Origin of the sequence: Agromyces sp. G08B096, assembly GCF_040267705.1 — a bacterium.
Classification (GTDB): domain Bacteria; phylum Actinomycetota; class Actinomycetes; order Actinomycetales; family Microbacteriaceae; genus Agromyces.
The window spans coordinates 1,583,164-1,604,850 of sequence record NZ_CP158374.1; the positions used below are offsets into that span (position 1 = coordinate 1,583,164).

20 protein-coding genes are annotated in these 21,687 nt (G+C 71.4%); 17 read left to right on the forward strand and 3 right to left on the reverse strand.

The window, feature by feature from the left end:
* Positions 1-8: 8 nt before the first annotated feature.
* From secD to ABIQ69_RS07715, 3 genes are all read left to right on the forward strand, one after another.
* Positions 9-1,742 carry a protein translocase subunit SecD gene (secD, locus tag ABIQ69_RS07705; RefSeq protein ID WP_350349773.1) on the forward strand — a complete coding sequence of 578 codons (1,734 nt, stop codon included), beginning with the start codon at positions 9-11 and terminating at the stop codon, positions 1,740-1,742.
* The gene (gene secF, locus ABIQ69_RS07710) at positions 1,742-2,761 is read left to right on the forward strand and encodes a protein translocase subunit SecF (RefSeq protein ID WP_350349774.1); all 1,020 of its coding nucleotides are present in this window, start codon (positions 1,742-1,744) and stop codon (positions 2,759-2,761) included. The genes secD and secF overlap by 1 nt, the downstream gene beginning before the upstream one ends.
* A gap of 78 nt (positions 2,762-2,839) precedes the next feature.
* Positions 2,840-5,089: a bifunctional (p)ppGpp synthetase/guanosine-3',5'-bis(diphosphate) 3'-pyrophosphohydrolase gene (locus ABIQ69_RS07715; protein WP_350349775.1), complete on the forward strand. Its 2,250-nt coding sequence runs from the start codon at positions 2,840-2,842 to the stop codon at positions 5,087-5,089.
* A gap of 42 nt (positions 5,090-5,131) precedes the next feature.
* Here the strand turns inward: ABIQ69_RS07715 and ABIQ69_RS07720 are convergent, their stop codons facing one another.
* The 3 genes from ABIQ69_RS07720 to ABIQ69_RS07730 all read right to left on the reverse strand — a co-directional run bounded on the left by ABIQ69_RS07720 (position 5,132) and on the right by ABIQ69_RS07730 (position 7,897).
* Positions 5,132-5,698, reverse strand: coding sequence for a hypothetical protein (locus ABIQ69_RS07720; protein WP_350349776.1), 567 nt, complete (start codon positions 5,696-5,698; stop codon positions 5,132-5,134).
* 114 nt (positions 5,699-5,812) lie between these two features.
* Positions 5,813-7,045, reverse strand: coding sequence for a DUF349 domain-containing protein (locus ABIQ69_RS07725; protein ID WP_350349777.1), 1,233 nt, complete (start codon positions 7,043-7,045; stop codon positions 5,813-5,815).
* A gap of 84 nt (positions 7,046-7,129) precedes the next feature.
* The gene (locus tag ABIQ69_RS07730) at positions 7,130-7,897 is read right to left on the reverse strand and encodes a peptidylprolyl isomerase (protein WP_350349778.1); all 768 of its coding nucleotides are present in this window, start codon (positions 7,895-7,897) and stop codon (positions 7,130-7,132) included.
* 107 nt (positions 7,898-8,004) lie between these two features.
* Here ABIQ69_RS07730 and ABIQ69_RS07735 point away from each other — a divergent pair, with 107 nt between their 5' ends.
* From ABIQ69_RS07735 to ABIQ69_RS07800, 14 genes are all read left to right on the forward strand, one after another.
* Positions 8,005-9,462 carry a replication-associated recombination protein A gene (locus ABIQ69_RS07735; protein ID WP_350349779.1) on the forward strand — a complete coding sequence of 486 codons (1,458 nt, stop codon included), beginning with the start codon at positions 8,005-8,007 and terminating at the stop codon, positions 9,460-9,462.
* A gap of 196 nt (positions 9,463-9,658) precedes the next feature.
* Positions 9,659-10,282 (forward strand): 30S ribosomal protein S4, encoded by a 624-nt coding sequence (gene rpsD / locus ABIQ69_RS07740; protein ID WP_350349780.1) that lies wholly within the window; start codon positions 9,659-9,661, stop codon positions 10,280-10,282.
* A gap of 169 nt (positions 10,283-10,451) precedes the next feature.
* The gene (locus ABIQ69_RS07745; protein ID WP_350349781.1) at positions 10,452-10,655 is read left to right on the forward strand and encodes a hypothetical protein; all 204 of its coding nucleotides are present in this window, start codon (positions 10,452-10,454) and stop codon (positions 10,653-10,655) included.
* A 62-nt stretch (positions 10,656-10,717) separates the two neighbouring features.
* Entirely contained in the window at positions 10,718-13,375 is a 2,658-nt protein-coding gene (gene alaS / locus ABIQ69_RS07750; RefSeq protein ID WP_350349782.1) for an alanine--tRNA ligase, read from the forward strand.
* Positions 13,376-13,377: 2 nt separating this feature from the next.
* Positions 13,378-13,866 carry a Holliday junction resolvase RuvX gene (gene ruvX, locus ABIQ69_RS07755; RefSeq protein WP_350349783.1) on the forward strand — a complete coding sequence of 163 codons (489 nt, stop codon included), beginning with the start codon at positions 13,378-13,380 and terminating at the stop codon, positions 13,864-13,866.
* 200 nt (positions 13,867-14,066) lie between these two features.
* Positions 14,067-15,509 (forward strand): endolytic transglycosylase MltG, encoded by a 1,443-nt coding sequence (gene mltG, locus ABIQ69_RS07760; RefSeq protein ID WP_350349784.1) that lies wholly within the window; start codon positions 14,067-14,069, stop codon positions 15,507-15,509.
* The gene (locus tag ABIQ69_RS07765) at positions 15,502-16,374 is read left to right on the forward strand and encodes a shikimate dehydrogenase (protein ID WP_350349785.1); all 873 of its coding nucleotides are present in this window, start codon (positions 15,502-15,504) and stop codon (positions 16,372-16,374) included. The genes mltG and ABIQ69_RS07765 overlap by 8 nt, the downstream gene beginning before the upstream one ends.
* A gap of 77 nt (positions 16,375-16,451) precedes the next feature.
* A complete protein-coding gene (gene aroC / locus ABIQ69_RS07770; RefSeq protein ID WP_350349786.1) occupies positions 16,452-17,657 on the forward strand; it encodes a chorismate synthase in 1,206 nt (401 codons plus the stop codon).
* Entirely contained in the window at positions 17,650-18,177 is a 528-nt protein-coding gene (locus ABIQ69_RS07775; protein WP_350349787.1) for a shikimate kinase, read from the forward strand. Before aroC ends, ABIQ69_RS07775 begins: the two co-directional genes overlap by 8 nt.
* Positions 18,174-19,286 (forward strand): 3-dehydroquinate synthase, encoded by a 1,113-nt coding sequence (aroB, locus tag ABIQ69_RS07780; protein ID WP_350349788.1) that lies wholly within the window; start codon positions 18,174-18,176, stop codon positions 19,284-19,286. Before ABIQ69_RS07775 ends, aroB begins: the two co-directional genes overlap by 4 nt.
* 49 nt (positions 19,287-19,335) lie before the next feature.
* The gene (gene aroQ, locus ABIQ69_RS07785) at positions 19,336-19,779 is read left to right on the forward strand and encodes a type II 3-dehydroquinate dehydratase (protein ID WP_350349789.1); all 444 of its coding nucleotides are present in this window, start codon (positions 19,336-19,338) and stop codon (positions 19,777-19,779) included.
* A gap of 85 nt (positions 19,780-19,864) precedes the next feature.
* Positions 19,865-20,428 (forward strand): elongation factor P, encoded by a 564-nt coding sequence (efp, locus tag ABIQ69_RS07790; protein ID WP_350349790.1) that lies wholly within the window; start codon positions 19,865-19,867, stop codon positions 20,426-20,428.
* A complete protein-coding gene (nusB, locus tag ABIQ69_RS07795; protein ID WP_350349791.1) occupies positions 20,428-20,841 on the forward strand; it encodes a transcription antitermination factor NusB in 414 nt (137 codons plus the stop codon). Before efp ends, nusB begins: the two co-directional genes overlap by 1 nt.
* A gap of 200 nt (positions 20,842-21,041) precedes the next feature.
* Positions 21,042-21,557, forward strand: a complete 516-nt coding sequence (locus ABIQ69_RS07800; RefSeq protein ID WP_350349792.1) for a DoxX family membrane protein — start codon at positions 21,042-21,044, stop codon at positions 21,555-21,557.
* Positions 21,558-21,687: the final 130 nt, after the last annotated feature.

Here is a 21,687-nt window from a genome sequence, read left to right on the forward strand (position 1 = left end):
CACACAACGTGGCTGCACCTACCAAGCGGTCCTCACGACCGACGCCGGTCCGCAAGGCGTGGCGGTCGCTGACCTGGCTCGGCGTGATCATCGCCGGTCTGTTCGCGATCAACGCCGCCGGAGTCATCTGGGGCGGCGGCTCGTGGACGCCGAAGCTCGCGCTCGACCTCGAGGGCGGCACGCAGATCATCCTGGCGCCGCAGCTCGAAGACGGCCAGACGGCCTCCCAGGAGCAGCTCGACCAGGCCGTCGCGATCATCCGTCAGCGCGTCGACGCCTCGGGCGTCGCAGAGGCGGAGATCAACACCGAGGGCAGCAATGTCGTCGTGCGCATCCCCGGCGAGCTCGACGAGCAGACCGCGGCGCGGATCCAGTCGTCCGCGAAGCTCGAGCTCCGCCCGGTGCTGCTGGCCGGCGGCGCGACGAACGAATCGATCGACCCGAGCGCGTCGCCCGAGCCGACCGAGCCCGCCGAGGAGCTCTCGTCGACGCCGACCGTCGAGCCGACCGACGGCAGCGACCCGAACTGGGTGACCCCGGCGCTGCAGGCGCAGTACGACGACTTCAACTGCGCCGAGATGGACGAGAACGCCACGAACGTCGCGCCGGCCGACGAGCCGCTCGTGACGTGCGACACGACGCGCACGGTGAAGTACCTGCTCGGCCCGGTGGAGGTCAGCGGTGAGCACATCGTCGACGCCACCAACGGCATGGTGCAGACCAGCACGGGCGCCACCACGGGCCAGTGGGCCGTCAACATCGTCTTCGACGACCAGGGCACCGAGGACTTCGCCGAGGTCAGCACCCGCCTGTACGGTCTGAAGGACCAGGCGCCGCGCGACCAGTTCGCGTTCGTGCTCGACGGAGCCGTGCTCTCGGCGCCGTCCATGAACGGCATCATCACCGACGGTCGCCCCCAGATCACCGGCCAGTTCCAGCAGGCCGACTCGAAAGCCCTCGCCGACCAGCTGAAGTTCGGCGCCCTGCCGATCAGCTTCACGGTGCAGTCGACCGACACGATCTCCCCGACGCTCGGCACGTCGCAGCTGCAGTCCGGCCTCATCGCCGGTCTCATCGGCCTCATCCTGGTGGTCATCTACACGCTGTTCCAGTACCGCGCGCTCGGCTCGGTGACCATCGCGTCGCTCATCATCGCCGCGGTCATCACCTACCTCGCGATCACGATCCTGTCGTGGTACGAGGGGTACCGGCTCTCGCTCGCGGGCATCGCGGGCCTCATCGTCGCCATCGGCTTCACGGCCGACTCGTTCATCGTCTACTTCGAGCGCGTCCGTGACGAGCTGCGCGACGGCCGACCCCTCGTCGGCGCCGTCGAAGCGGGCTGGAAGCGCGCCTTCCGCACCGTGCTCGCCTCCAAGGGCGTCAACCTGCTCGCCGCGGTGGTGCTCTTCATCCTGGCGGTCGGCAGCGTGAAGGGCTTCGCGTACACGCTCGGTCTCACCACGGTCATCGACGTCATCGTCGTGATCCTGTTCACCCACCCGATGCTGCAGCTGCTGGCGCAGACGAAGTTCTTCTCGAGCGGAAATCCCTGGTCGGGCCTCGACCCCAACGCGCTCGGCGCGGTCTACCGAGGCCGGGCGGAGTTCCGGAAGCCGGCGACGGTGCCCGCGCGCAAGGTCGCGTCGAGCTCGAAGGAAGCGCAGAAGCGCCAGACGATCGCCGAGCGGAAGGCCGCGGTCTCCGCCGGCGTCGGCTCCGACGAGGGCAAGGAGTCATGATGGCCAACCGACTGACGACGTTCGGCAACGACCTCTACACCGGCAAGCGCTCCTTCAACTTCGTCGGCGGGCGCCGGAAGTGGTACCTCATCGCCGGCATCCTGCTCATCCTGAGCGTCGCCATCCCGCTGCTCCGCGGGGTGAACTTCAGCATCGAGTTCACCGGCGGCTCGCAGTTCCAGATCGCGGGCGTCGAGGATGCCACGGCTCAGCCGGCCGTCGATGCCGTGCACTCGGTCGTTCCCGAGTCAGTTCCGAAGGTCACGGTCGTCGGTGAGAGCGGTGTGCGCGTGCAGACCGAGCAGCTGACGCAGGAGGAGTCGCGCGAGGTGACCTCGGCGCTCGCCTCCGCGTACGACGTTCCCGAGGGGGAGGTCACGTCTACGTTCATCGGCCCGAGCTGGGGCGCGGATGTCACGCGCCAGGCGCTCGTCGGCCTCGTCGCCTTCGTGCTGCTCGCGGCGATCATCATGGCGCTGTACTTCCGCACCTGGAAGATGTCGGCGGCCGCGATCATCGCGCTCATGGCCGACCTCGTGGCCACGGTCGGCATCTACGCCGCCGTCGGCTTCGAGATCTCCCCGGCCGCGATGATCGGCATCCTGACGATCCTCAGCTACTCGCTCTACGACACGGTCGTCGTATTCGACAAGATCCGGGAGAACACAGCGGAAGACGGCCAGGAGTCCCGGCGGACGTTCGCCGAGTCGGTGAACCTGGCCGTGAACCAGACGCTGGTGCGCTCGATCAACACGTCGGTCGTGGCGGCGCTGCCGGTCGCGGCGATCCTCTTCATCGGGGCGGGCGTGCTCGGTGCGGACACGCTCCGAGACATTTCGCTGGCGCTGCTCATCGGCATCCTGGTCGGCACCTGGTCGACCGTGTTCATCGCCGCTCCGCTGTACTCCCAGCTCCGCGAAGGCGAGCCGGCGATCAAGCGTCACGATGCCAAGGTGCTGAAGGAGCGCGAGCGCGCGGCCGGGGCATCCGCCGACGCTCCGGCGGTCGCCTCCGCATGACGTTCGCCCAGAGCGCGTGCCGGTTCGGCCCGATGATCGCCCACGAGCGGCGATAATCGAACTCTGGAGGTGGCGAGCGTGACGGAGACCGGGGTCAATCAGACGGCGTCGCTGCGCCGTCTCGTGCCCAGGATCTTCTCGCGCGCGCAGTCGACCGGTGCGGTCGACACGCTCCTGCGGACCGTGCGGATGCACCACCCCAAGGCCGACCTCGCGCTCGTCGAGCGCGCCTACCAGGTGGCGGATCGGGCTCATGAGGGTCAGAAGCGCAAGAGCGGCGAGCCGTACATCACGCACCCCATCGCCGTCGCGCAGATCCTCGCCGACCTCGGCATCGGGTCGAAGACCGTCGCCGCGGCGCTGTTGCACGACACCGTCGAGGACACTGCGTACACGCTCGACCAGGTGCGGGCGGACTTCGGCGATGAGATCGCGATGCTCGTCGACGGGGTGACCAAGCTCGACAAGGTGAAGTACGGCGACTCGACCCAGGCCGAGACCGTCCGGAAGATGATCGTGGCGATGTCGAAGGACATCCGCGTCCTCATCATCAAGCTCGCCGACCGACTGCACAACGCCCGTACCTGGGGCTTCGTCCCGGCGGAGTCGGCGTCGCGCAAGGCGACCGAGACCCTCGAGATCTACGCGCCGCTCGCGCACCGGCTCGGCATCCAGACCATCAAGTGGGAGCTCGAGGACCTGTCGTTCGCGGTGCTGTATCCGAAGCTCTACGCGGAGATCGAAAGCCTGGTCAAGCAGCGCACTCCGCAGCGCGAAGAGTTCGTGCAGACCGTCATCGATCTCGTGAGCGACGACCTGAAGGCGGCGAAGATCCGCGGCAAGGTCGTCGGCCGGCCCAAGCAGTACTACTCGATCTACCAGAAGATGATCGTCAGGGGTCGCGAGTTCGACGAGATCTACGACCTCGTCGGAATCCGCGTGCTCGTGAACTCCGTGCGCGACTGCTACGCCGTGCTCGGCGCGATCCACGCCCGGTGGACGCCGCTTCCCGGTCGCTTCAAGGACTACATCGCGACGCCCAAGTTCAACCTGTACCAGTCGCTGCACACGACGGTCATCGGCCCGAAGGGCCGCGCCGTCGAGATCCAGATCCGCACGCACGACATGCACCAGCGGGCCGAGTACGGTGTCGCGGCGCACTGGAAGTACAAGGAGCGGATGGCCGGTCGGGCCGACGACAAGGCGGCGTCCACCGAGACCGACATGGCCTGGCTCGCGCACATCTCCGACTGGCAGGCGGAGACGGCCGACCCCGGAGAGTTCCTCGACTCGCTGCGGTTCGAGATCGGGGCGAAGGAGGTCTACGTCTTCACGCCGAAGGGACGGGTGATCGGCCTTCCCGCCGGCGCGACGCCGGTCGACTTCGCCTACGCCGTGCACACCGAGGTCGGGCACCGCACCATGGGCGCCAAGGTCAACGGGCGGCTGGTGCCGCTCGAGAGCGAGCTGAACAGCGGCGACGTCGTCGAGGTGTTCACCTCGAAGAACCCCGACTCCGGGCCCAGCAAGGACTGGCTGACGTTCGTCAAGAGCCCGCGCGCCCGGAACAAGATCCGGCAGTGGTTCACCAAGGAGCGCCGCGACGAGGCCATCGAGCACGGCCGCGACGCGATCGCCCGCGCGATGCGCAAGCAGAACCTCCCGCTGCAAAAGCTCATGAGCCAGGAGTCGTTCGCCGAGGTCGCCGCCCAGCTGCGGTACGACGATGTCTCCTCGCTCTACGCGGCCGTCGGCGAGGGCCACATCTCCACGCAGTCGGTTCTCGAGAAGGTGCTCGCGCTGGTCCGCGAGGTCGACGAGAGCGACGAGCCCGATCTGCCGATCTCGACGAGGCCGCGCCAACTGCCGCGGTCCAGCGATTCGGGTGTGCTCGTGCGCGGAGCGCCGGACATCCTGGTGAAGCTCGCCCGGTGCTGCACCCCCGTGCCGGGGGACGAGATCGTGGGCTTCATCACCCGCGGCTCCGGGGTGTCGGTCCACCAGGCCACCTGTCACAACGTGCAGTCGCTGCTGCGCGAGCCCGAGCGCATGATCGATGTGGAGTGGGCGCCGAGCTCGAAGAGCGTCTTCCTCGTGCAGATCCAGATCGAAGCGCTCGATCGCGCGGGGCTGCTGTCGGATGTCACGCGCGTGCTGTCGGAGCACCACGTGAACATCCTCTCGGCGAACGTGTCGACCTCGACGGATCGTCTCGCGCTCAGCCGGTTCGTGTTCGAGATGGGCGATACGACACATCTCGACCGCGTGCTGAACGCGGTGCGCCGGATCGACGCGGTCTACGACGTGTACCGCGTCTCGGACGGCTAGCCCCGACCGCTGGGCCGCCGAGGGTTCGGCCCGCCGCCGAGCTCACGCACTCAGGCGAACGGATCCGGCGCGGACCGTGGCGTCGTCGAGCCGGGCCAGGGCCGCCCGCTTGTACGGCAACCGGAACGCCCCCTCGAGCCGGTCGCGCACGGCGACGGCCACCGCGGGCTGCGGCTGGAGCAGCTGGGCGACGAGGCCGAGGTCCGCCGCGGTCGAGTCGGGATCGCGCACGAGGTCGTACACCGTTCGCGCCCGCGTGGTGCAGCGCACCTCGCCGATGAGCTCGACATCGCCCGGGTCGAGGGTCACCTCTCGCACGTGACCGAGCTCGGCGCGCACCGTGGTGCGCGCCGAGGCATCCACGCAGAACTGCGTCCGCGCCGGGGCCACCTGGCCGGCTCCGTGGACCCACGCCGCGGAGCGGCGGTCGAGCACCAGCGCACGGTCGACGCCGAGGGCGAGCAGGCGGGCCCGCAGGGCCGGCAGGTCGGGTTCGTCGATCGGGACGAAGCCGTCGCGCCAGGCGATGACGTCGCCGTCGAGCCGCGCGGCGCAGAGTTCGGCGAGCGGAAGGTCATCGGTGCCGAGGACGGCGGGCAGTCGCGACATGCTCCCATGCTGGCGCATCCGTCGCCGACCTCGCCCGGTGGCGAGCCGCCGTGTGGAGAACCTCCCGAGCGGGGCGCTGTGGAGAGGCGGCGCGGGAGCGGACGTGACCGGCGATCAGCCGCCGACGGCCTTCAGCCAGGCTCGCCGTGCCTCGAGCGCCTCCTTGGCCTCCGCGATCGCCTTGGCGTCGCCGGCGGCTTCGGCCGCCGCGAGGTCGGCCTCGAGCTTCGCGATGGCGTCCTGCAGCTGGCCCAGCATACCCTCGGAACGCGCCTTCTTCTCGGGATCCTCGCGCTGCCAGCGCTCGTCCTCGAGCGAGCGGACGTGCTGCTCGACCTTCCGGAGGCGGTCCTCGACGGTGCGCACCTGATCGCGGGGAACCCGGCCGATGTCGTCCCAGCGGCGCTGGATGCGGCTGAGCGTCGTGCGGGCCGCCGCCGGGTCGGTCGCCGTGAGCAGGGTCTCGGCTTCGGTCAGCAGTTCGAGCTTCTGCTCGAGGTTCGCGCGATACTCCTCGTCGTCACGGGCGTCGATCTCGGCCTTCGCCTGGAAGAGCACGTCGCCGGCCGCCTTGAACTTCGCCCAGAGGGCGTCGTCGAGCTTCTTGCCCGCACGACCCGCCTGCTTCCACTCGTCGAGCAGGCTGCGGTACTCGGCGACGCCGTCGGCACCGCGCGGGGCCAGGGCCTCGGCGCGCTCGATCAGGCGCTGCTTGCGTGCGCGCACGTCGCGGTGGGCGGCGTCGAGCTCGGCGAAGAACGCCTTGCGGTGCGTCTCGATCGTCGAGCGGGCCGTGCGGAACCGCTTCCAGAGCTCGTTGGCCTCGTTCTTCGGCAGGCGGGGGCCGTCCTGCTGGTGCCGCTGCCAGCTCGCGAAGAGCGCGTCGAGTTCGGACGACGTCTGCTTCCACTGCGTCTTCTGCGGGTCCTGCGCGGCGAGCTGTTCCGCTCGCTCCACGATGGCGGTGCGCTCGGCGAGCGCCGCCTCGACGGCCGCACGGGCCTCCGCCTGCTGCTGCTCGGTGAGCTCCTGCGCCGAACCGGAGAGGGCCTCCAGTCGCTTGGCCAGCGCGTCGAGGTCGCCGACCGCGTTGGCGCCCGCCACCGATTCGCGCAGGTGCGCCACCGCCTTGGCGACGTCGGCCGCGGGTGCGCCGCGGCGGACTCGCTGCTCGAGCAGCCCGACCTGGCCGGCCAGGTCGGCGTACTTCCGCTCGAAGTACGCCAGGGCTTCCTCAGCCGACGCGTCGGGGTACTGTCCGACGGCTCGCTCGCCGTCGGCGGTGCGAACGTAGACGGTGCCCGTCTCGTCGACGCGGCCCCACGGTTGCTGGTCTGAATCGGTCACGGCCTCACCCTGTCGTGGTCGGATGCCGCCCTCGGCGGCGCACTGGAGACAGCCTATTGCACGGCTCAGGAGCCGTCCGGCGCGTTACTCCAGCGTGAACGAGTCGATCGTCACCGGTACGGCGGGGGCGCCGTCGCCGGCGCCGTCCGCGGTTCCGGCGTCGATGACGGCGGCCTGGAGCTGGTCCAGTCCGCCCGTGACGCGCCCGATCACCGTGTAGCCGCCCGCGGCGTCCGACGGGATGGTCGAGTCGGCGTAGACGATGAAGAACTGGCTGCCCTGGCTCTCGCCGTTGCCCGACTGGCGGGCCATCGCGAGCGTCCCGGCGGGGTAGAGGTCGTCGGCCGGGGCGTTCTCGACGGGCCCGTAGGAGTAGCCGGGGCCGCCGGTGCCGTCTCCGGCGGGGTCCCCGCACTGCAGGACGAAGATCCCCTCCGTGGTGAGCCGGTGGCAGCTGGTGCCGTCGTAGAAGCCAGACTGCGCGAGGCTGATCTCGGAGGACACCGCCTGCGGGGCCGCGGCCCCGTCGAGCTCGACCGCGAGCGGGATGCCGTTGAGCGTGAGGGTGCCCGTCCAGGTGCGGTCTTCGGCGATCTCCGCGGACGGGACCTCCTCGGCGGAGGCGCTCGGCGACGGTGACGGCTCGGGCGTTGCGGCCGGCGCGCCGGGGTCGCCGTTGAAGTAGAACAGCTGGGCCGCGGTGGCGAGGACCAGGACGAGCACGAGGGCGCCGCCCGCGATGAGGTTGTCGCGCACGCGACGCCGCTGCTTGCGGTGGTGCACCTCCTGGCGAGCCTGATAGGTGCGCAGGCGCGCACGCTCCTCACGGGCCTGACGGTCGTTGGCTGCCACGCATGCTCCTTCTCGGGGTCCTGCGACGAGATGCTACGGGGGGCGCGCACGCGGCACCAAACGGCGCGCAGCGGGCGCTGTCGGATGCCGCGGCTACGCTGGTGGGCATGGTGGAGTCCGGCCCGGGGCTGCGCGCCGGCGCGACCCCGCTCGCAGTGCGCATGCGTCCGACGAGCCTCGACGAGGTCGCCGGTCAGCGGCATCTGCTGACGCCCGGCTCTCCGTTGCGCGCCCTCGCGGGCGACCGCGCGGGCACGTCCGGGTCCGTCTCGGTCATCCTCTGGGGTCCGCCGGGCACGGGCAAGACGACGATCGCGCAGGCCATCGCCCGATCGTCGGGCCGGAAGTTCGTCGAGCTCTCGGCCGTAACCGCCGGCGTGCGGGACGTGCGCCAGGTGATGGAGGAGGCGCAGGCCAGCCGCGACCTCTACGGCCTCTCGACGGTGCTGTTCCTCGACGAGATCCACCGCTTCACCAAGGCCCAGCAGGACGCGCTGCTGCCGGGCGTCGAGAACGGCTGGGTCATCCTCGTCGCGGCGACGACGGAGAACCCGTCGTTCTCGGTCATCTCGCCCCTCCTCTCCCGCTCGCTGCTGCTCACGCTCGAGACGCTGTCCGACGACGACCTCGGCGTGCTCGTCGACCGCGCGGTCGACGACGCGCGGGGGCTCGGCGGCCGGTTCCGGCTCGATCCGGAGGCTCGGGCGGCGATCATCCGGCTCGCCTCGGGCGATGCGCGTCGAGCGCTCACGGCGCTCGAGGCGGCGTCGGTCTCGGCGGCCGGCGTCGCGACGACGGGGGAGCCGGATGCCTCGGGCACGGTGTCCGCCGAGGCATCCGCCGTCGACGGCGACGGCGATCGTGACGAGGCGGACGCGGCCGATGACGAGGACGATGAGGCCGGTACCGCGACGGAGCCGGATCTTCCCGTCATCACCGCCGAGATCGTCGCGCGCGCCGTCGACCGCGCCCTGCTGCGCTACGACCGCGCGGGGGACGAGCACTACGACGTCATCAGCGCCTTCATCAAGTCGGTGCGGGGCAGCGACGTCGACGCCGCGCTGCACTACCTCGCGCGGATGATCGAGGCCGGCGAGGATCCTCGGTTCATCGCCCGCCGCATCATCGTGCTCGCGTCGGAGGACATCGGCCTGGCCGATCCCACGGCCCTCGGCGTCGCCGTCGCGGCCGCCGACGCCGTGCAGTTCATCGGCATGCCGGAGGGGCGCATCCCGCTCGCTCAGGCGGTCGTGCACCTCGCGACCGCCCCGAAATCGAACGCCGCGTACCTCGGCATCGACCGGGCGATCGCCGACGTCCGCGAGGGCCGCGCGGGGCGGGTTCCGAAGCACCTGCGCGACGCCCACTACCCGGGCGCGAAGCGTCTCGGCCACGGCAAGGGCTACCGGTACCCGCACGACGACGCGATCGGCGTGGTCGAGCAGCAGTACCTGCCCGACACGCTCCGCGGCGCCGTGTACTACGAGCCGACCGAGCACGGCAATGAGCGCGACGTGTCGGCGCGCCTCGCGAAGCTCCGGCGGATCGTGCGGGGCGACCGCTGACGCGAGAAGCCGGACCGGGCTCGCCGTGGTAGCATGGTCGCTGGCCTGAAGCCAGATTCTCGCGTGCGGCTGCGAGAGGATCACCGGCGAACGGGTGCGATCTGTAGCCGATCCACCCTTGGCGAATCCCTCTGACACACTTTCCGGCGCACGACAGCGCCGTGAAATCGCTTGAGATTCTTCCGAAAGGACATTCGTGTCGAACCAGTCACGCAGCAAGACGCGCCTCTCCCGCGCGCTCGGCGTCGCCCTCACCCCGAAGGCCGCCCGCATCATGGAGAAGCGCCCGTACGCTCCCGGTGAGCACGGCCGTACCAAGCGCAAGCAGGACAGCGACTACGCCGTCCGCCTCCGCGAGAAGCAGCGCCTGCGCGCCCAGTACGGCATCCGCGAGAAGCAGCTGCGCATCGCCTACAACGAGGCCAAGCGCACCGAGGGCCAGACGGGTGAGAACCTCGTCGAGCTGCTCGAGATGCGCCTCGACGCCCTCGTGCTGCGTGCCGGCTTCGCCCGCACCATCGCGCAGGCCCGCCAATTCGTGGTGCACCGCCACATCCTCGTCGACGGCAAGATCGTCGACCGCCCCTCGTTCCGCGTGAAGCCCGGCCAGGTCGTCGGCGTGAAGCAGCGCTCCGAGGGCACCGAGCCGTTCCAGGTCGCGGCCGCCGGCGGTCACGTCGACGTCCTGCCCAAGACCCCGGCCTACCTCGAGGTCGAGCTCGACAAGCTCCAGGTCACGCTCGTGCGTCGCCCGAAGCGCGCCGAGGTGCCCGTCACCTGTGACGTGCAGCTGGTCGTCGAGTACTACGCCGCTCGCTGACGCGTCGCGTCGGAACGACGGGGCCGCGGGAACCTTCCCGCGGCCCCGTCGTCGTCCCCGGGCCGATCGGCGAGCGCGGCCGGCAGGCGGCCGCCGCATCCGCCGCCACTAGACTGGTCCGAGGCCTGCCGGCGCCGGTCGCCGGGCGATTCGATCAGGGAGCACCCTCGTGAAGAGCATTCTGTGGTTTGCCGCGGGCGTCGCGGCGGGGTTCGTCGTCGCGCACCAGATCAACCGGACCGAGCCCGGTCGCGAATTCTTCGCCGCGGTCGACGCGAAGGCCCGCGCGTTCGGACAGGCCATCGCCGAGGGCTACCACGAGCGCGACGCCGAGCTGCGCGCCGGCGCTTCGCCGGCCGAGTCCGACCGCTGAGCGGCATCCCGAGCCATACCCCCGCCCGCGCGATCGCGGGCCGCGAGATCCAGAACGGAACCATGCAGACTGCCGAGATCAGCCGTCGCTACATCGACTACTTCGCCGAGCGCGGCCACACCGTCGTCCCGTCGGCGTCCCTCGTCTCCGACGACCCGACCCTGCTCTTCACGGTCGCCGGCATGGTGCCGTTCGTGCCGTACCTCACGGGCGTGGTGCCGGCACCCTTCCCGCGCGCGGTCGACGTGCAGAAGTGCATCCGCACGAACGACATCGAAGAGGTCGGCAAGACGGCCCGCCACGGCACCTTCTTCCAGATGCTCGGCAACTGGTCGTTCGGCGACTACTTCAAGGAAGGCGCGATCGAGTACGCCTGGGACCTGCTGACCCGGTCGGAGGCCGACGGCGGCCTCGGCTTCGCCGAGCGCGACCTCTGGGTCACGGTGTACGAGACCGACGACGAGGCGGCGGCGCTCTGGCAGAAGATCGCCGGGCTGCCCGCCGAGCGCATCCAGCGCCTCGGCAAGGAAGACAACTACTGGCACACCGGCCAGCCCGGCCCGGGCGGTCCGTGCTCCGAGATCTACTTCGACCGCGGTCCGAAGTACGGCCGCGACGGCGGCCCGGCCGTCGACGACAACCGGTTCACCGAGATCTGGAACCTCGTGTTCATGCAGGAGCTCATCACGAACGTCACCTCGAAGGTCGACTTCGACGTCGTGGGACCGCTGCCGAAGAAGAACATCGACACCGGCATGGGCCTCGAGCGCGTTGCCTTCATCAAGCAGGGCGTCGAGAACATGTACGAGATCGACCAGGTTCGCCCCGTGCTCGACCGCGCGTCCGAGCTCTCGGGTCGGCGCTACGGCGCCGAGCACGAGGACGACGTGCGCATGCGCATCATCGCCGACCACGTGCGTTCCTCGCTCATGCTCATGAGCGACGGCGTCACGCCGTCGAACGAGGGCCGCGGGTACATCCTCCGCCGGCTGCTGCGCCGCTCCATCCGCGCGATGCGACTGCTCGGTGTCGACGGCCCCAGCTTCCACGAGCTGTTCGCCGCGTCGCGCGATGCGATGAAGAGCGCCTACCCCGAGGTGGAGCGCGACTACTCGCACATCGAGCAGCTCGCCCTCGGCGAGGAGGACACCTTCCTGCGCACCCTCGCATCGGGGACTTCGATCCTCGACGTCGCCGTCGCGAAGACGAAGGATGCCGGTGCGCCCCAGCTCGCGGGCGACACCGCGTTCCTCCTGCACGACACCTACGGGTTCCCGATCGAGCTGACCCTCGAGATGGCCGAGGAGGCCGGACTCGCGGTCGACCGGCAGGCGTTCGACTCGCTGATGGCCGACCAGCGTGCGCGGGCGAAGGCCGACGCGAAGTCGAAGAAGAAGGTGCTCGCCGACCTCTCCGTGTACGGCGAGTTCCGCGCGAAGGGTGAGACGATCTTCCGCGGCTACACCGACCTCGTCACCGATTCCACGGTGCTCGGCATCCTGGTCGACGGCCGTCCGGCGCAGCGCGCGACGACGGGCCAGACCGCAGAAGTGATCCTCAGCGAGACGAGCCTCTACGCGGAGTCCGGCGGGCAGGCGCCCGACCAGGGTCGCATCGTCGGCGACGGGTTCGAGCTCGAGGTCCTCGACGTGCAGAAGCCCGTGAAGGGGCTCATCAGTCACACCGTGAAGGTCACCCGCGGCGAGGTCGGCGTCGGAGTGCCCGCCACGACGCTCGTCGACGAGGACTACCGACGCGGTGCGACGCAGGCGCACTCGGGCACCCACATCGTGCACGCCGCGCTGCGCGAGGTGCTCGGGCCGACCGCTCACCAGTCGGGCTCGTTCAACAAGGCCGGCTACCTGCGGCTCGACTACGGCTGGAACCAGGCGCTCTCGCCCGAGACCCGCAGCGAGGTCGAGGAGGTCTCCAACGCGGCGATCCGGCAGAACCTCGAGGTCGTGACCCGCGAGATGCCGCTCGACGAGGCCAAGGCGCTCGGCGCGATGGCGCTCTTCGGCGAGAAGTACGGCGATGTGGTGCGCGTCGTCGACATCGGCGGCCCGTGGTCGCGCGAGCTCTGCGCGGGCACGCATGTGTCGACGAGCGCCGAGATCGGCATGATCAACATCGTCGGCGAGTCCTCGGTCGGCGCATCCAACCGCCGCGTGGAGTCGCTCGTCGGCATCGAGGCGTTCCGGCAGTTCGCGGCCGAGCGCGCGCTGGTCGCCGAGCTCAGCCAGAACCTGAAGACGCCGTCGGGTCAGCTCGTCGAGCGCGTCGGCGAGCTGGTGCAGAATCTCAAGGCCGCGGAGAAGAAGATCCAGGCGTTCGAGGCGAAGGCCCTGAACGACCGCGTGCCGACGCTCGCGGATCGCGCCGGCCGGGTCGGCGAGGTGCTCCTCGTCGCCGAGCACGTCGGTTCCCTCGGCTCCGGCGACGAGCTGCGCTCGCTCGCCACCGCGGTGCGCGGTCGTCTCGGCGACGCGGCATCCGTCGTCGCGCTGACCGCGGACGTGGGCGGCAAGCCGCTCGCGATCGTGGCGACCTCGCCCGCTGCGCGGGAAGCCGGCGCGAACGCCGGCGCGTTGGCGAAGACGATGGCTGCGACCCTCGGCGGCGGCGGCGGCGGCAAGCCCGACCTCGCCCAGGGCGGCGGCAGCGACGTCGGGGCGATCCCGGCGGCGCTCGAGGCGGTCCGCGCCGAACTCGGGCGCTGACGGTGCGCCCCGGAGTCCGGCTCGGCATCGACGTCGGTCGGGCGCGCGTCGGGGTGGCCAGGTGCGACGCGGGGGCGATCCTCGCCGTGCCGGTCGAGACGGTGCCGCGGAGCCCGGAGGGGGAGTCGGGCGATCTCGCGCGCATCCTCGAGCTCGCGGACGAGTACGGCGCCGTCGAGCTGGTCGTCGGCAATCCGCTGGCGCTCTCGGGGCGGGCGACCGCGTCCACCGAGGACGCCGTCGCGTTCGCGGCACGCCTCGCCGCGGCGGTCGGCGCCGAGCGTCAGGTCAGACTCGTCGACGAGCGCCTTTCAACGGTGACCGCGCAGCAGCATCTGCGGGCGTCGGGGAAGAAGGCTCGCCAGCAGCGTCCCATCGTCGATCAGGCTGCGGCCGTTATCATTCTGCAACACGCCCTCGACGCCGAACGGGCGTCGGGCACCGCACCCGGCCGGGTGCTCCCCACCGACGAAGGGCCCTCACCCCTGTGACTCAGTTCCCCCCTGAGCCCCACGATCCGCGCGACGGCGCCGACTGGGACGCGTTCCTGCGCGGCGACGCCCCCCGCCGCCCGCAGGCGCCGTCCACTCCGGCCGCCGCGGCGGCACCCGCCTCTGCCGGCCGCCCGGCTCCCGACGCCGAGCCGTCATCCGCACGGCCCTCGACGAGCGCCCCCGATGGATCGCGGCCGATGACCCGCCGCGAGCTGCGCGAGGCGGAACAGCGACGCGCGGCCGAGGAGGAGGCCGCTGCAGCGTCCGCGGCGGGCCAGGGCGTCGTCGCCGATGCGACGGGACGTGTCGAGCCGCCCAGGCGCGCCGTCGCGCCGGACCGCGATCCCGATGAGGCCGAGCCGTGGCCGGCCATGGTTCCGGCGGGGGCGGCCGATGCGCGGTCGGAGTCGGCCGACGACCCGTTCGCGGGCCTCGGCGGAAACAGCCAGACAGGGAGCGAGCATCCGTGGCAGGGCTTCCACGACGATCCCGAGCCGTCGCGCCCGAGCCGGGCGGAGCGCCGCGCCGCAGCGGAGGCGTACCACGTGGGGGAGTCTGACCCGCCGAAGCGCAAGCGCCGCCCGTGGGGCTGTCTCATCGGGCTCCTCATCGTCGCCGTCCTCGGCGTGGGCGCCTACGTGTTCCTGCAGGGCCCGATCACCGCGGTCATCGAGCGGTTCCAGCCCGCCCCCGACTACGAGGGCTCCGGCACAGGCGAGGTGACGTTCATGATCCACGAGGGCGACACCGGCTCGGACATCGCCGAACGCCTCGCCGAGCAGGACATCACGGCCTCGTACGACGCGTTCTACGAGCTGCTGCTCGCTGAGACGCCCGAGCCGGAGTTCCAGCCCGGGGCGTACCGCCTCGCCGAGCAGATGAGCGCGGCCGCCGCCCTCGAGGCGCTCATGGACCCGTCGCGGAAACTCGAGAACACGTTCGTCATCCCAGAGGGCGCCGCCCTCCCCGACGCGCTGCAGCTGATCTCGGAGGGCACCGGGGTGCCGCTCGATCAGCTGCAGGCGGCGGCCGCCGAGCCGCCGGCGAACTACGGGCTGCCGCCGGAGGCGACCACGCTGGAGGGGTTCCTCTTCCCGGCGACGTACACGCTCGACCCCGGTCTCGACGCGCACGCGATCCTGCAGACGCTCGTGAACCGCCAGTTCGAGGCGCTCGACGCCGCCGGCGTGCCGGCCGACCAGCGGTGGAAGACGATCGTGCTCGCCTCGATCGTGCAGCGCGAGGCCGGCTCCGACGAGAACGACTTCCCGAAGGTCGCGCGGGTGTTCCAGAACCGGCTCGACCAGGGCATCAACCTCGAGTCGGATGCCACGGTCGCCTACGGCACCGGCAACACCCACACGGTCTGGACGACCGATGCCGAGCGCGCCGACGCGAGCAACCGCTACAACACCTACGCGAACCCCGGCCTGCCGATCGGTCCCATCGGCAACCCGGGCGACGTCGCCATCAACGCCGCCATCCACCCCGCCGACGGGTCATGGCTGTTCTTCGTGCCGGTGAACCTGGCGACGGGTGAGACCGTCTTCAGCACCACGGTCGAGGAGCACGAGGCGGCGGTCGCGCGGCTGCAGGAATGGTGTCAGGCGAGCGACGAGAACGCGTCCTACTGTGAGTGACGTCTCGGCCGCGGTCGACGCCGCGCGTCGCGGCGTACGCCGGCTCGCGGTGCTGGGCTCCCCGATCTCGCATTCCAAGAGCCCGGCGCTGCACGCGGCCGCCTACCGCGTGCTCGGCCTCGACTGGGAGTACCGGGCGATCGAGATGGACGGCGCCGGGCTGCCGGCGTTCATGGACGGGCTCGACGCGTCATGGCGCGGCCTGTCGCTCACGATGCCGCTGAAGCACGACGTGGTGCCCCTCCTCGGGTGGCGGGACCGCGTGGCCGAGGTCACCGGCGCCGTGAACACGGTGCTCTTCGCGGACGGCGGCCGCCGGCTGGGCTTCAACACCGACGTGGGCGGTATCGTCGGCGCCTTGCGCGAGGCCGACGCGGGCGACGTGGGTCGGGCGATGATCATCGGTGCCGGCGCGACGGCGGCGTCCGCGCTCGCGGCGCTCGCGGAACTCGGGGCGCACCGCGTCGACGTCGCGGTCCGCACGCCGGACAAGGCGGCCGCTCTCGGCGCGTTCGGCGACCGGCTCGGCGTCGAGGTGCGCATCGCCCCCGACGGCCTCGACCTGCTCGGTCGCGCCGGCGACGCCGACCTCGTGGTGAGCACGCTCCCGGGCGGCACGGTGCTGCCCGTCGAGGCATCCGAGGTGCTCCGCCGCAGCTCGACGCTCTTCGACGTCGCCTACTCTCCGTGGCCGTCGCGGCTCGCGGCGTCGTGGCAGGTGGCAGGAGGCCGCGTCGTCCCGGGTATCGGGATGCTCCTGCATCAGGCCGTGCTCCAGGTGCGCATCTTCGTCGGCGGCGACCCCGCGACGCCCCTGCCCGACGAGCCCGCCGTCATCGACGCGATGCGGCGGGCGCTGGCCTGACGCCGCGTCGCACGGGGGAACACCCGAGCCCCGTCACACGGCGCGGCCGCCCGTTCCGCCTGTGGAAGGATGGGGGAATGCTCCGTTGGCTCACTGCCGGAGAATCCCACGGCCCTGAGCTCGTGGCGATCATCGAGGGTCTCCCCGCCGGCATCCCCATCACGCTCGACCAGGTTCGCGCCGATCTCGCGCGCCGCAAGCTCGGCTACGGCCGGGGTGCGCGCATGAAGTTCGAGCAGGACGAGCTGGCGATCTCGGGCGGTGTGCGGCACGGCCTCACCCTGGGCAGCCCGGTCGCCCTGCGCGTCGGCAACACCGAGTGGCCGAAGTGGCAGGAGGTCATGAGCCCAGAGCCCGTCGACGCCGACCGGCTCGGCCGTGGCCGAGGCGCGCCGCTCACGCGGCCCCGGCCCGGGCACGCCGACCTCGTCGGCATGCAGAAGTACGGGTTCGACGAGGCCCGTCCGGTGCTCGAGCGTGCGAGCGCCCGCGAGACGGCCGCCCGGGTCGCGCTCGGTGCGGTCGCGAAGGCATTCCTCGGCGAGCTCGGCATCCGGCTCGTGTCGCACACCCTTGCCATCGGCCCCGTCGGGGTGCCCGAGGGCGCTGTGCTCCCGCTGCCGGACGACGTCGACCGGCTCGACGCCGATCCGCTGCGCTGCTTCGACCCCGAGACGTCGGCCCGCATGGTCGCCGAGGTCGACGACGCCCACAAGGCCGGCGACACGCTGGGCGGCGTCGTCGAGGTGCTCGCGTACGGACTGCCGCCGGGGCTCGGCTCGCACGTGCACTGGGACCGCCGGCTCGACGCGCAGCTCGCGGCGGCCCTCATGGGCATCCAGGCCATCAAGGGCGTGGAGGTCGGCGACGGCTTCCTCACCACCACGCGACGCGGTTCGGCCGCCCACGACGAGCTGCACATGGCCGACGGCCGCATCGTGCGGGCGACCGACCGGGCCGGCGGCACGGAGGGCGGCATGTCGACGGGCACGGTGCTCCGCGTGCGGGCCGGCATGAAGCCGATCGCGACGGTGCCGCACGCGCTGCCGACCGTGGACGTGGCGACGGGCGAGCCGGCCGCGGCCCACCACCAGCGCTCGGACGTCTGCGCCGTGCCGGCGGCCGGCGTGGTCGCCGAGGCGATGGTCGCGCTCACGCTCGCGAACGCGGTGCTGGAGAAGTTCGGCGGGGACTCGGTCGCCGAGACCCGGCGCAACCTCGAGGGCTACCTCGCCGCCATCCCCGACGCGCTCGAGACGGCGGGCGCCGACGCCCGTGCCTGAGCGCGGCGAACCGGTGCGCATCGCCCTGCCGGTGGTGCTGATCGGGCCGATGGGCGCCGGCAAGTCGCGGGTGGGCCACCGGCTCGCCGGGGCGCTCGGCGCGCCGTTCGTGGACACCGACCAGCGCATCGTCGAACGGTACGGCCCCATCGACGAGATCTTCGCCCGCGAGGGCGAAGCGTACTTCCGCGTCATCGAACGCGAGGTCGTCGCCGAGGCGCTCCGCGAGGAGGCCGTGGTGGCGCTCGGCGGCGGCGCGGTGCTGCACCTCGAGACGCAGGCCGACCTCGAGTCGCTGCCCGTCGTGCTGCTGCGCGTCGACGAGCAGGCCGTCGCGCCGAGGCTCGCGGGCGGGAACCGGCCGCTCCTCGCGCAGGGCGGGCTCGACCGCTGGCGGGACATCCTCGCCGAGCGCCTGCCCGTCTACGAGGCGCTCGCCGACATCGACCTCGACACCTCGCGCCGCCCGGTCGCGCGGATCGTCGCCGAGATCACCGGGCGACTGGGAGAGTCGGCATGACCAGCGACGAGCTCGGCGGCACCGAGGAGCGAGACGCGGACCGCACCGCCATCCGCGTGGGCGGCGACGACGGCTACGACGTCGTGATCGGACGGGGGGTGCTCGGCGAACTGGGCGACGCGCTCGGACCGGCCGTGCGGAAGGTCCTCGTGATCCACCCCGCGACGCTCGGCGCCCGGGCGAACGACCTCCGCGACGCGCTGCAGGACCGCTTCGAGGTGCTGCTCGCCGAGATCCCGGACGCGGAGGCGGGCAAGCGCGTCGAGGTCGCCGCATTCTGCTGGCAGATCCTCGGTCAGGCCGACTTCACCCGCAGCGACGCGATCGTCGGCCTCGGCGGGGGAGCGGCGACCGACGTCGCGGGCTTCGTCGCCGGAACCTGGCTCCGCGGCGTGCGCGTCGTGCAGGTGCCGACGACGGTGCTCGGCATGGTGGACGCCGCCGTCGGCGGCAAGACCGGCATCAACACGAACGAGGGCAAGAACCTCGTCGGCGTCTTCCACGCGCCCGCGGCCGTGCTGTGCGACCTCGACCTGCTCGGCACGCTGCCGCGGAACGAGATCCTCGCCGGCTTCGCGGAGATCGCGAAGGCGGGGTTCATCCGCTACCCGGAGATCCTCGACGTGATCGAGGCCGATCCCGACCGGGCGACCGATCCGACGACGGCCGAGTTCCGCCGCGTCGTCGAGCTCGCGATCCAGATGAAGGCCGACGTCGTCTCCGAGGACTTCACCGAGGCCGGCCTCCGCGAGATCCTGAACTACGGCCACACGCTCGGGCACGCCATCGAGCACGCCGAACGCTACCAGTGGCGCCACGGCGCGGCCGTCGCCGTCGGCATGGCGTTCGCCGCGGAGCTCGCGCGCCTGTCGGGCCGCCTCTCCGACGAGGTCGCCGACCGCCACCGGCGCGTGCTCGACCTGCTCAGCCTGCCGACCAGCTACCCGGCGGGCCGCTGGAACACCCTGCTCGCGACCATGCAGCGCGACAAGAAGGCCCGCGGCGGACAGCTGCGCTTCATCGTCCTCGACGACCTCGCCAAGCCGACCGTCATGCAGGCGCCCGACCAGTCGCTGCTGTTCGCGGCGTACCAGGAGATCGCGTCGTGAGTCCCGCGTCGCCGAACCGAGCCGGATGCCCCGCCGCTAGGCTCGTCGCGTGAGCTGGAGCATCCTCGTCCTGAACGGACCGAACCTCGGCCGGCTCGGCTCGCGCGAGCCGGAGATCTACGGCAGTCAGACCCTGGCGGACATCGGCGCCGAGCTCGAGGCGGCGCTGCCGGACGAGGTCTCGATCGAGCTGCGCCAGACCGACGACGAGGGCGAGCTCGTCGGCTGGCTGCACGAGGCGGTCGACCGGGGCACGCCGGTCGTGCTGAACCCGGCCGCGTTCACGCACTACAGCTACGCGCTCCGCGACGCCGCGGCACTGCTGAAACAGGCCGGCGTCCCGCTGGTCGAGGTGCACCTCTCCAACCCGCACGCGCGGGAGGCCTTCCGCCACACGAGCGTCATCTCGGGCGTGGCATCCGGGGTCATCGCGGGATTCGGGACCGAGAGCTACCGGCTGGCGATCGACTGGCTCCTGCGCACTCGCAGCTGAGTCGACTACACTCGATCAGTCGCACGCCGCTCGGCGCGCCCGCAGACGGCTCATCAGCACCCCTCAACGATCGGAACACCTCTCCATGGCATCGACCGCAGACATCAAGAACGGCGTCGTCCTCAGCATCGACGGCCAGCTCTGGAGCGTGATCGAGTTCCAGCACGTCAAGCCGGGCAAGGGCGGCGCCTTCGTGCGCACGAAGCTCAAGAACGTCGTCACCGGCAAGGTGGTCGACCGCACGTACAACGCCGGCGCCAAGGTCGACATCGAGAACGTCGACCGCCGCGACTTCACCTATCTGTACAACGACGGCGACGGCTTCGTGTTCATGGACACGACCGACTACGACCAGATCACCGTTCCCGCGGCGACCGTCGGCGACGCCGCGAACTTCATGCTCGAGAACCAGCCCGTCACGATCGCGCTGAACAACGGCAACCCGCTCTACATCGACCTTCCCGCCTCGGTCGTGCTCGAGATCACGTACACCGAGCCGGGCCTCCAGGGCGACCGGTCCACGGGCGGCACGAAGCCCGCGACCGTCGAGACCGGCTACGAGATCCAGGTGCCGCTGTTCCTCGAGACGGGCACGAAGGTCAAGGTCGACACCCGGACGGGCGACTACCTCGGCCGCGTGAACGACTAGTGAGCGCGCGTACGAAGGCGCGCAAGCGCGCCCTCGACCTGCTCTACGCGGCCGACATGCGGCAGGTGCCGGTCGAGCAGCTGCTCGTCGTCGAGGCCGAGCGCGCCGTCAACGAGCCCGAGCGCCAGGCGTCGTGGCTCTACGCCCGCGAGATCGTCGACGGCATCGTCGACCACCGCGAGGAGATCGACGAGCTCATCCAGACCCATTCGCGGGGCTGGACGCTCGAGCGCATGCCCGCGGTCGACCGCGCGCTGCTGCGCATCGGCGTGTGGGAGATCCTCTACAACGACCAGGTCCCCGACCCGGTCGCGATCTCGGAGGCCGTCGAGGCCGCGACCGTGCTCTCGACCGACGATTCGGCCGGCTTCGTGAACGGGCTGCTCGCGGCCGTGTCGCACGGCAAGGGCTGAGCCGCTCGACGACGCGTCCGCTGCGCGGGCCGGCGCCTCGGCGCACGGCCTGTTCCGCCAGCACGGAGTCGGCGCTCCGGGCGAGCACGGACCCGCGTTCAGCGGTGCTCCGGGCGACCCCGAGGGACGGGATCGATGGGATGGGATGGCTGCCGCATCCGGCTGCCACTCCCGATGACGCTCTCGAAAGGAGCATCCCCATGTCCACCACCGCCCTCGGCACCGGACGCGTCTCCACCGCGCCCGGCCTCGATACGGTCCTCGACCGTGCCAACCAGGCCCAGGCCGTCCTCCAGCGCTTCCTCGCCCGCACGGCGACGCCGGCGCTGCGCATCGCGCTCGGCCTGGTCTTCCTCGTCTTCGGCGCGCTGAAGTTCCTGCCGGGCGCGAGCCCGGTCGAGTCGCTCGTGACCCGCACCTGGAACGCGCTGTCGTTCGGCCTCGTCGACGGCGCCGCGGCGATGGCGCTCACCGCCGGGCTCGAGGTCTTCGTCGGTCTCACCTTCGTCACCGGTCTGCTGCTGCGGGTCGGGCTGCTGGCCCTCGCGGCGACGTTCGTCGGCATCTTCTCGCCGCTGGTGTTCTTCGCGGGCGACCTGTTCGTCGCAGCCGGGCCCACGCTCACGGCCCAGTACATCCTGAAGGACGTCGTGCTCGTGGCGGGCGCCATGGTGGTCGCGGCCGCGGCGCTGAAGAAGCCCATCGGCCGCCGGTGACGACGACCGACCGGCCCCCGACACGGACGGCCCTCGCCCCCACGGGCGGGGGCCGTCCGTCGTCGCTGGTAGGATCGGACGGACAACGACCACCTTTAAGGCCGTCCCGTGAGGCGGAGAAGGGAGTCGG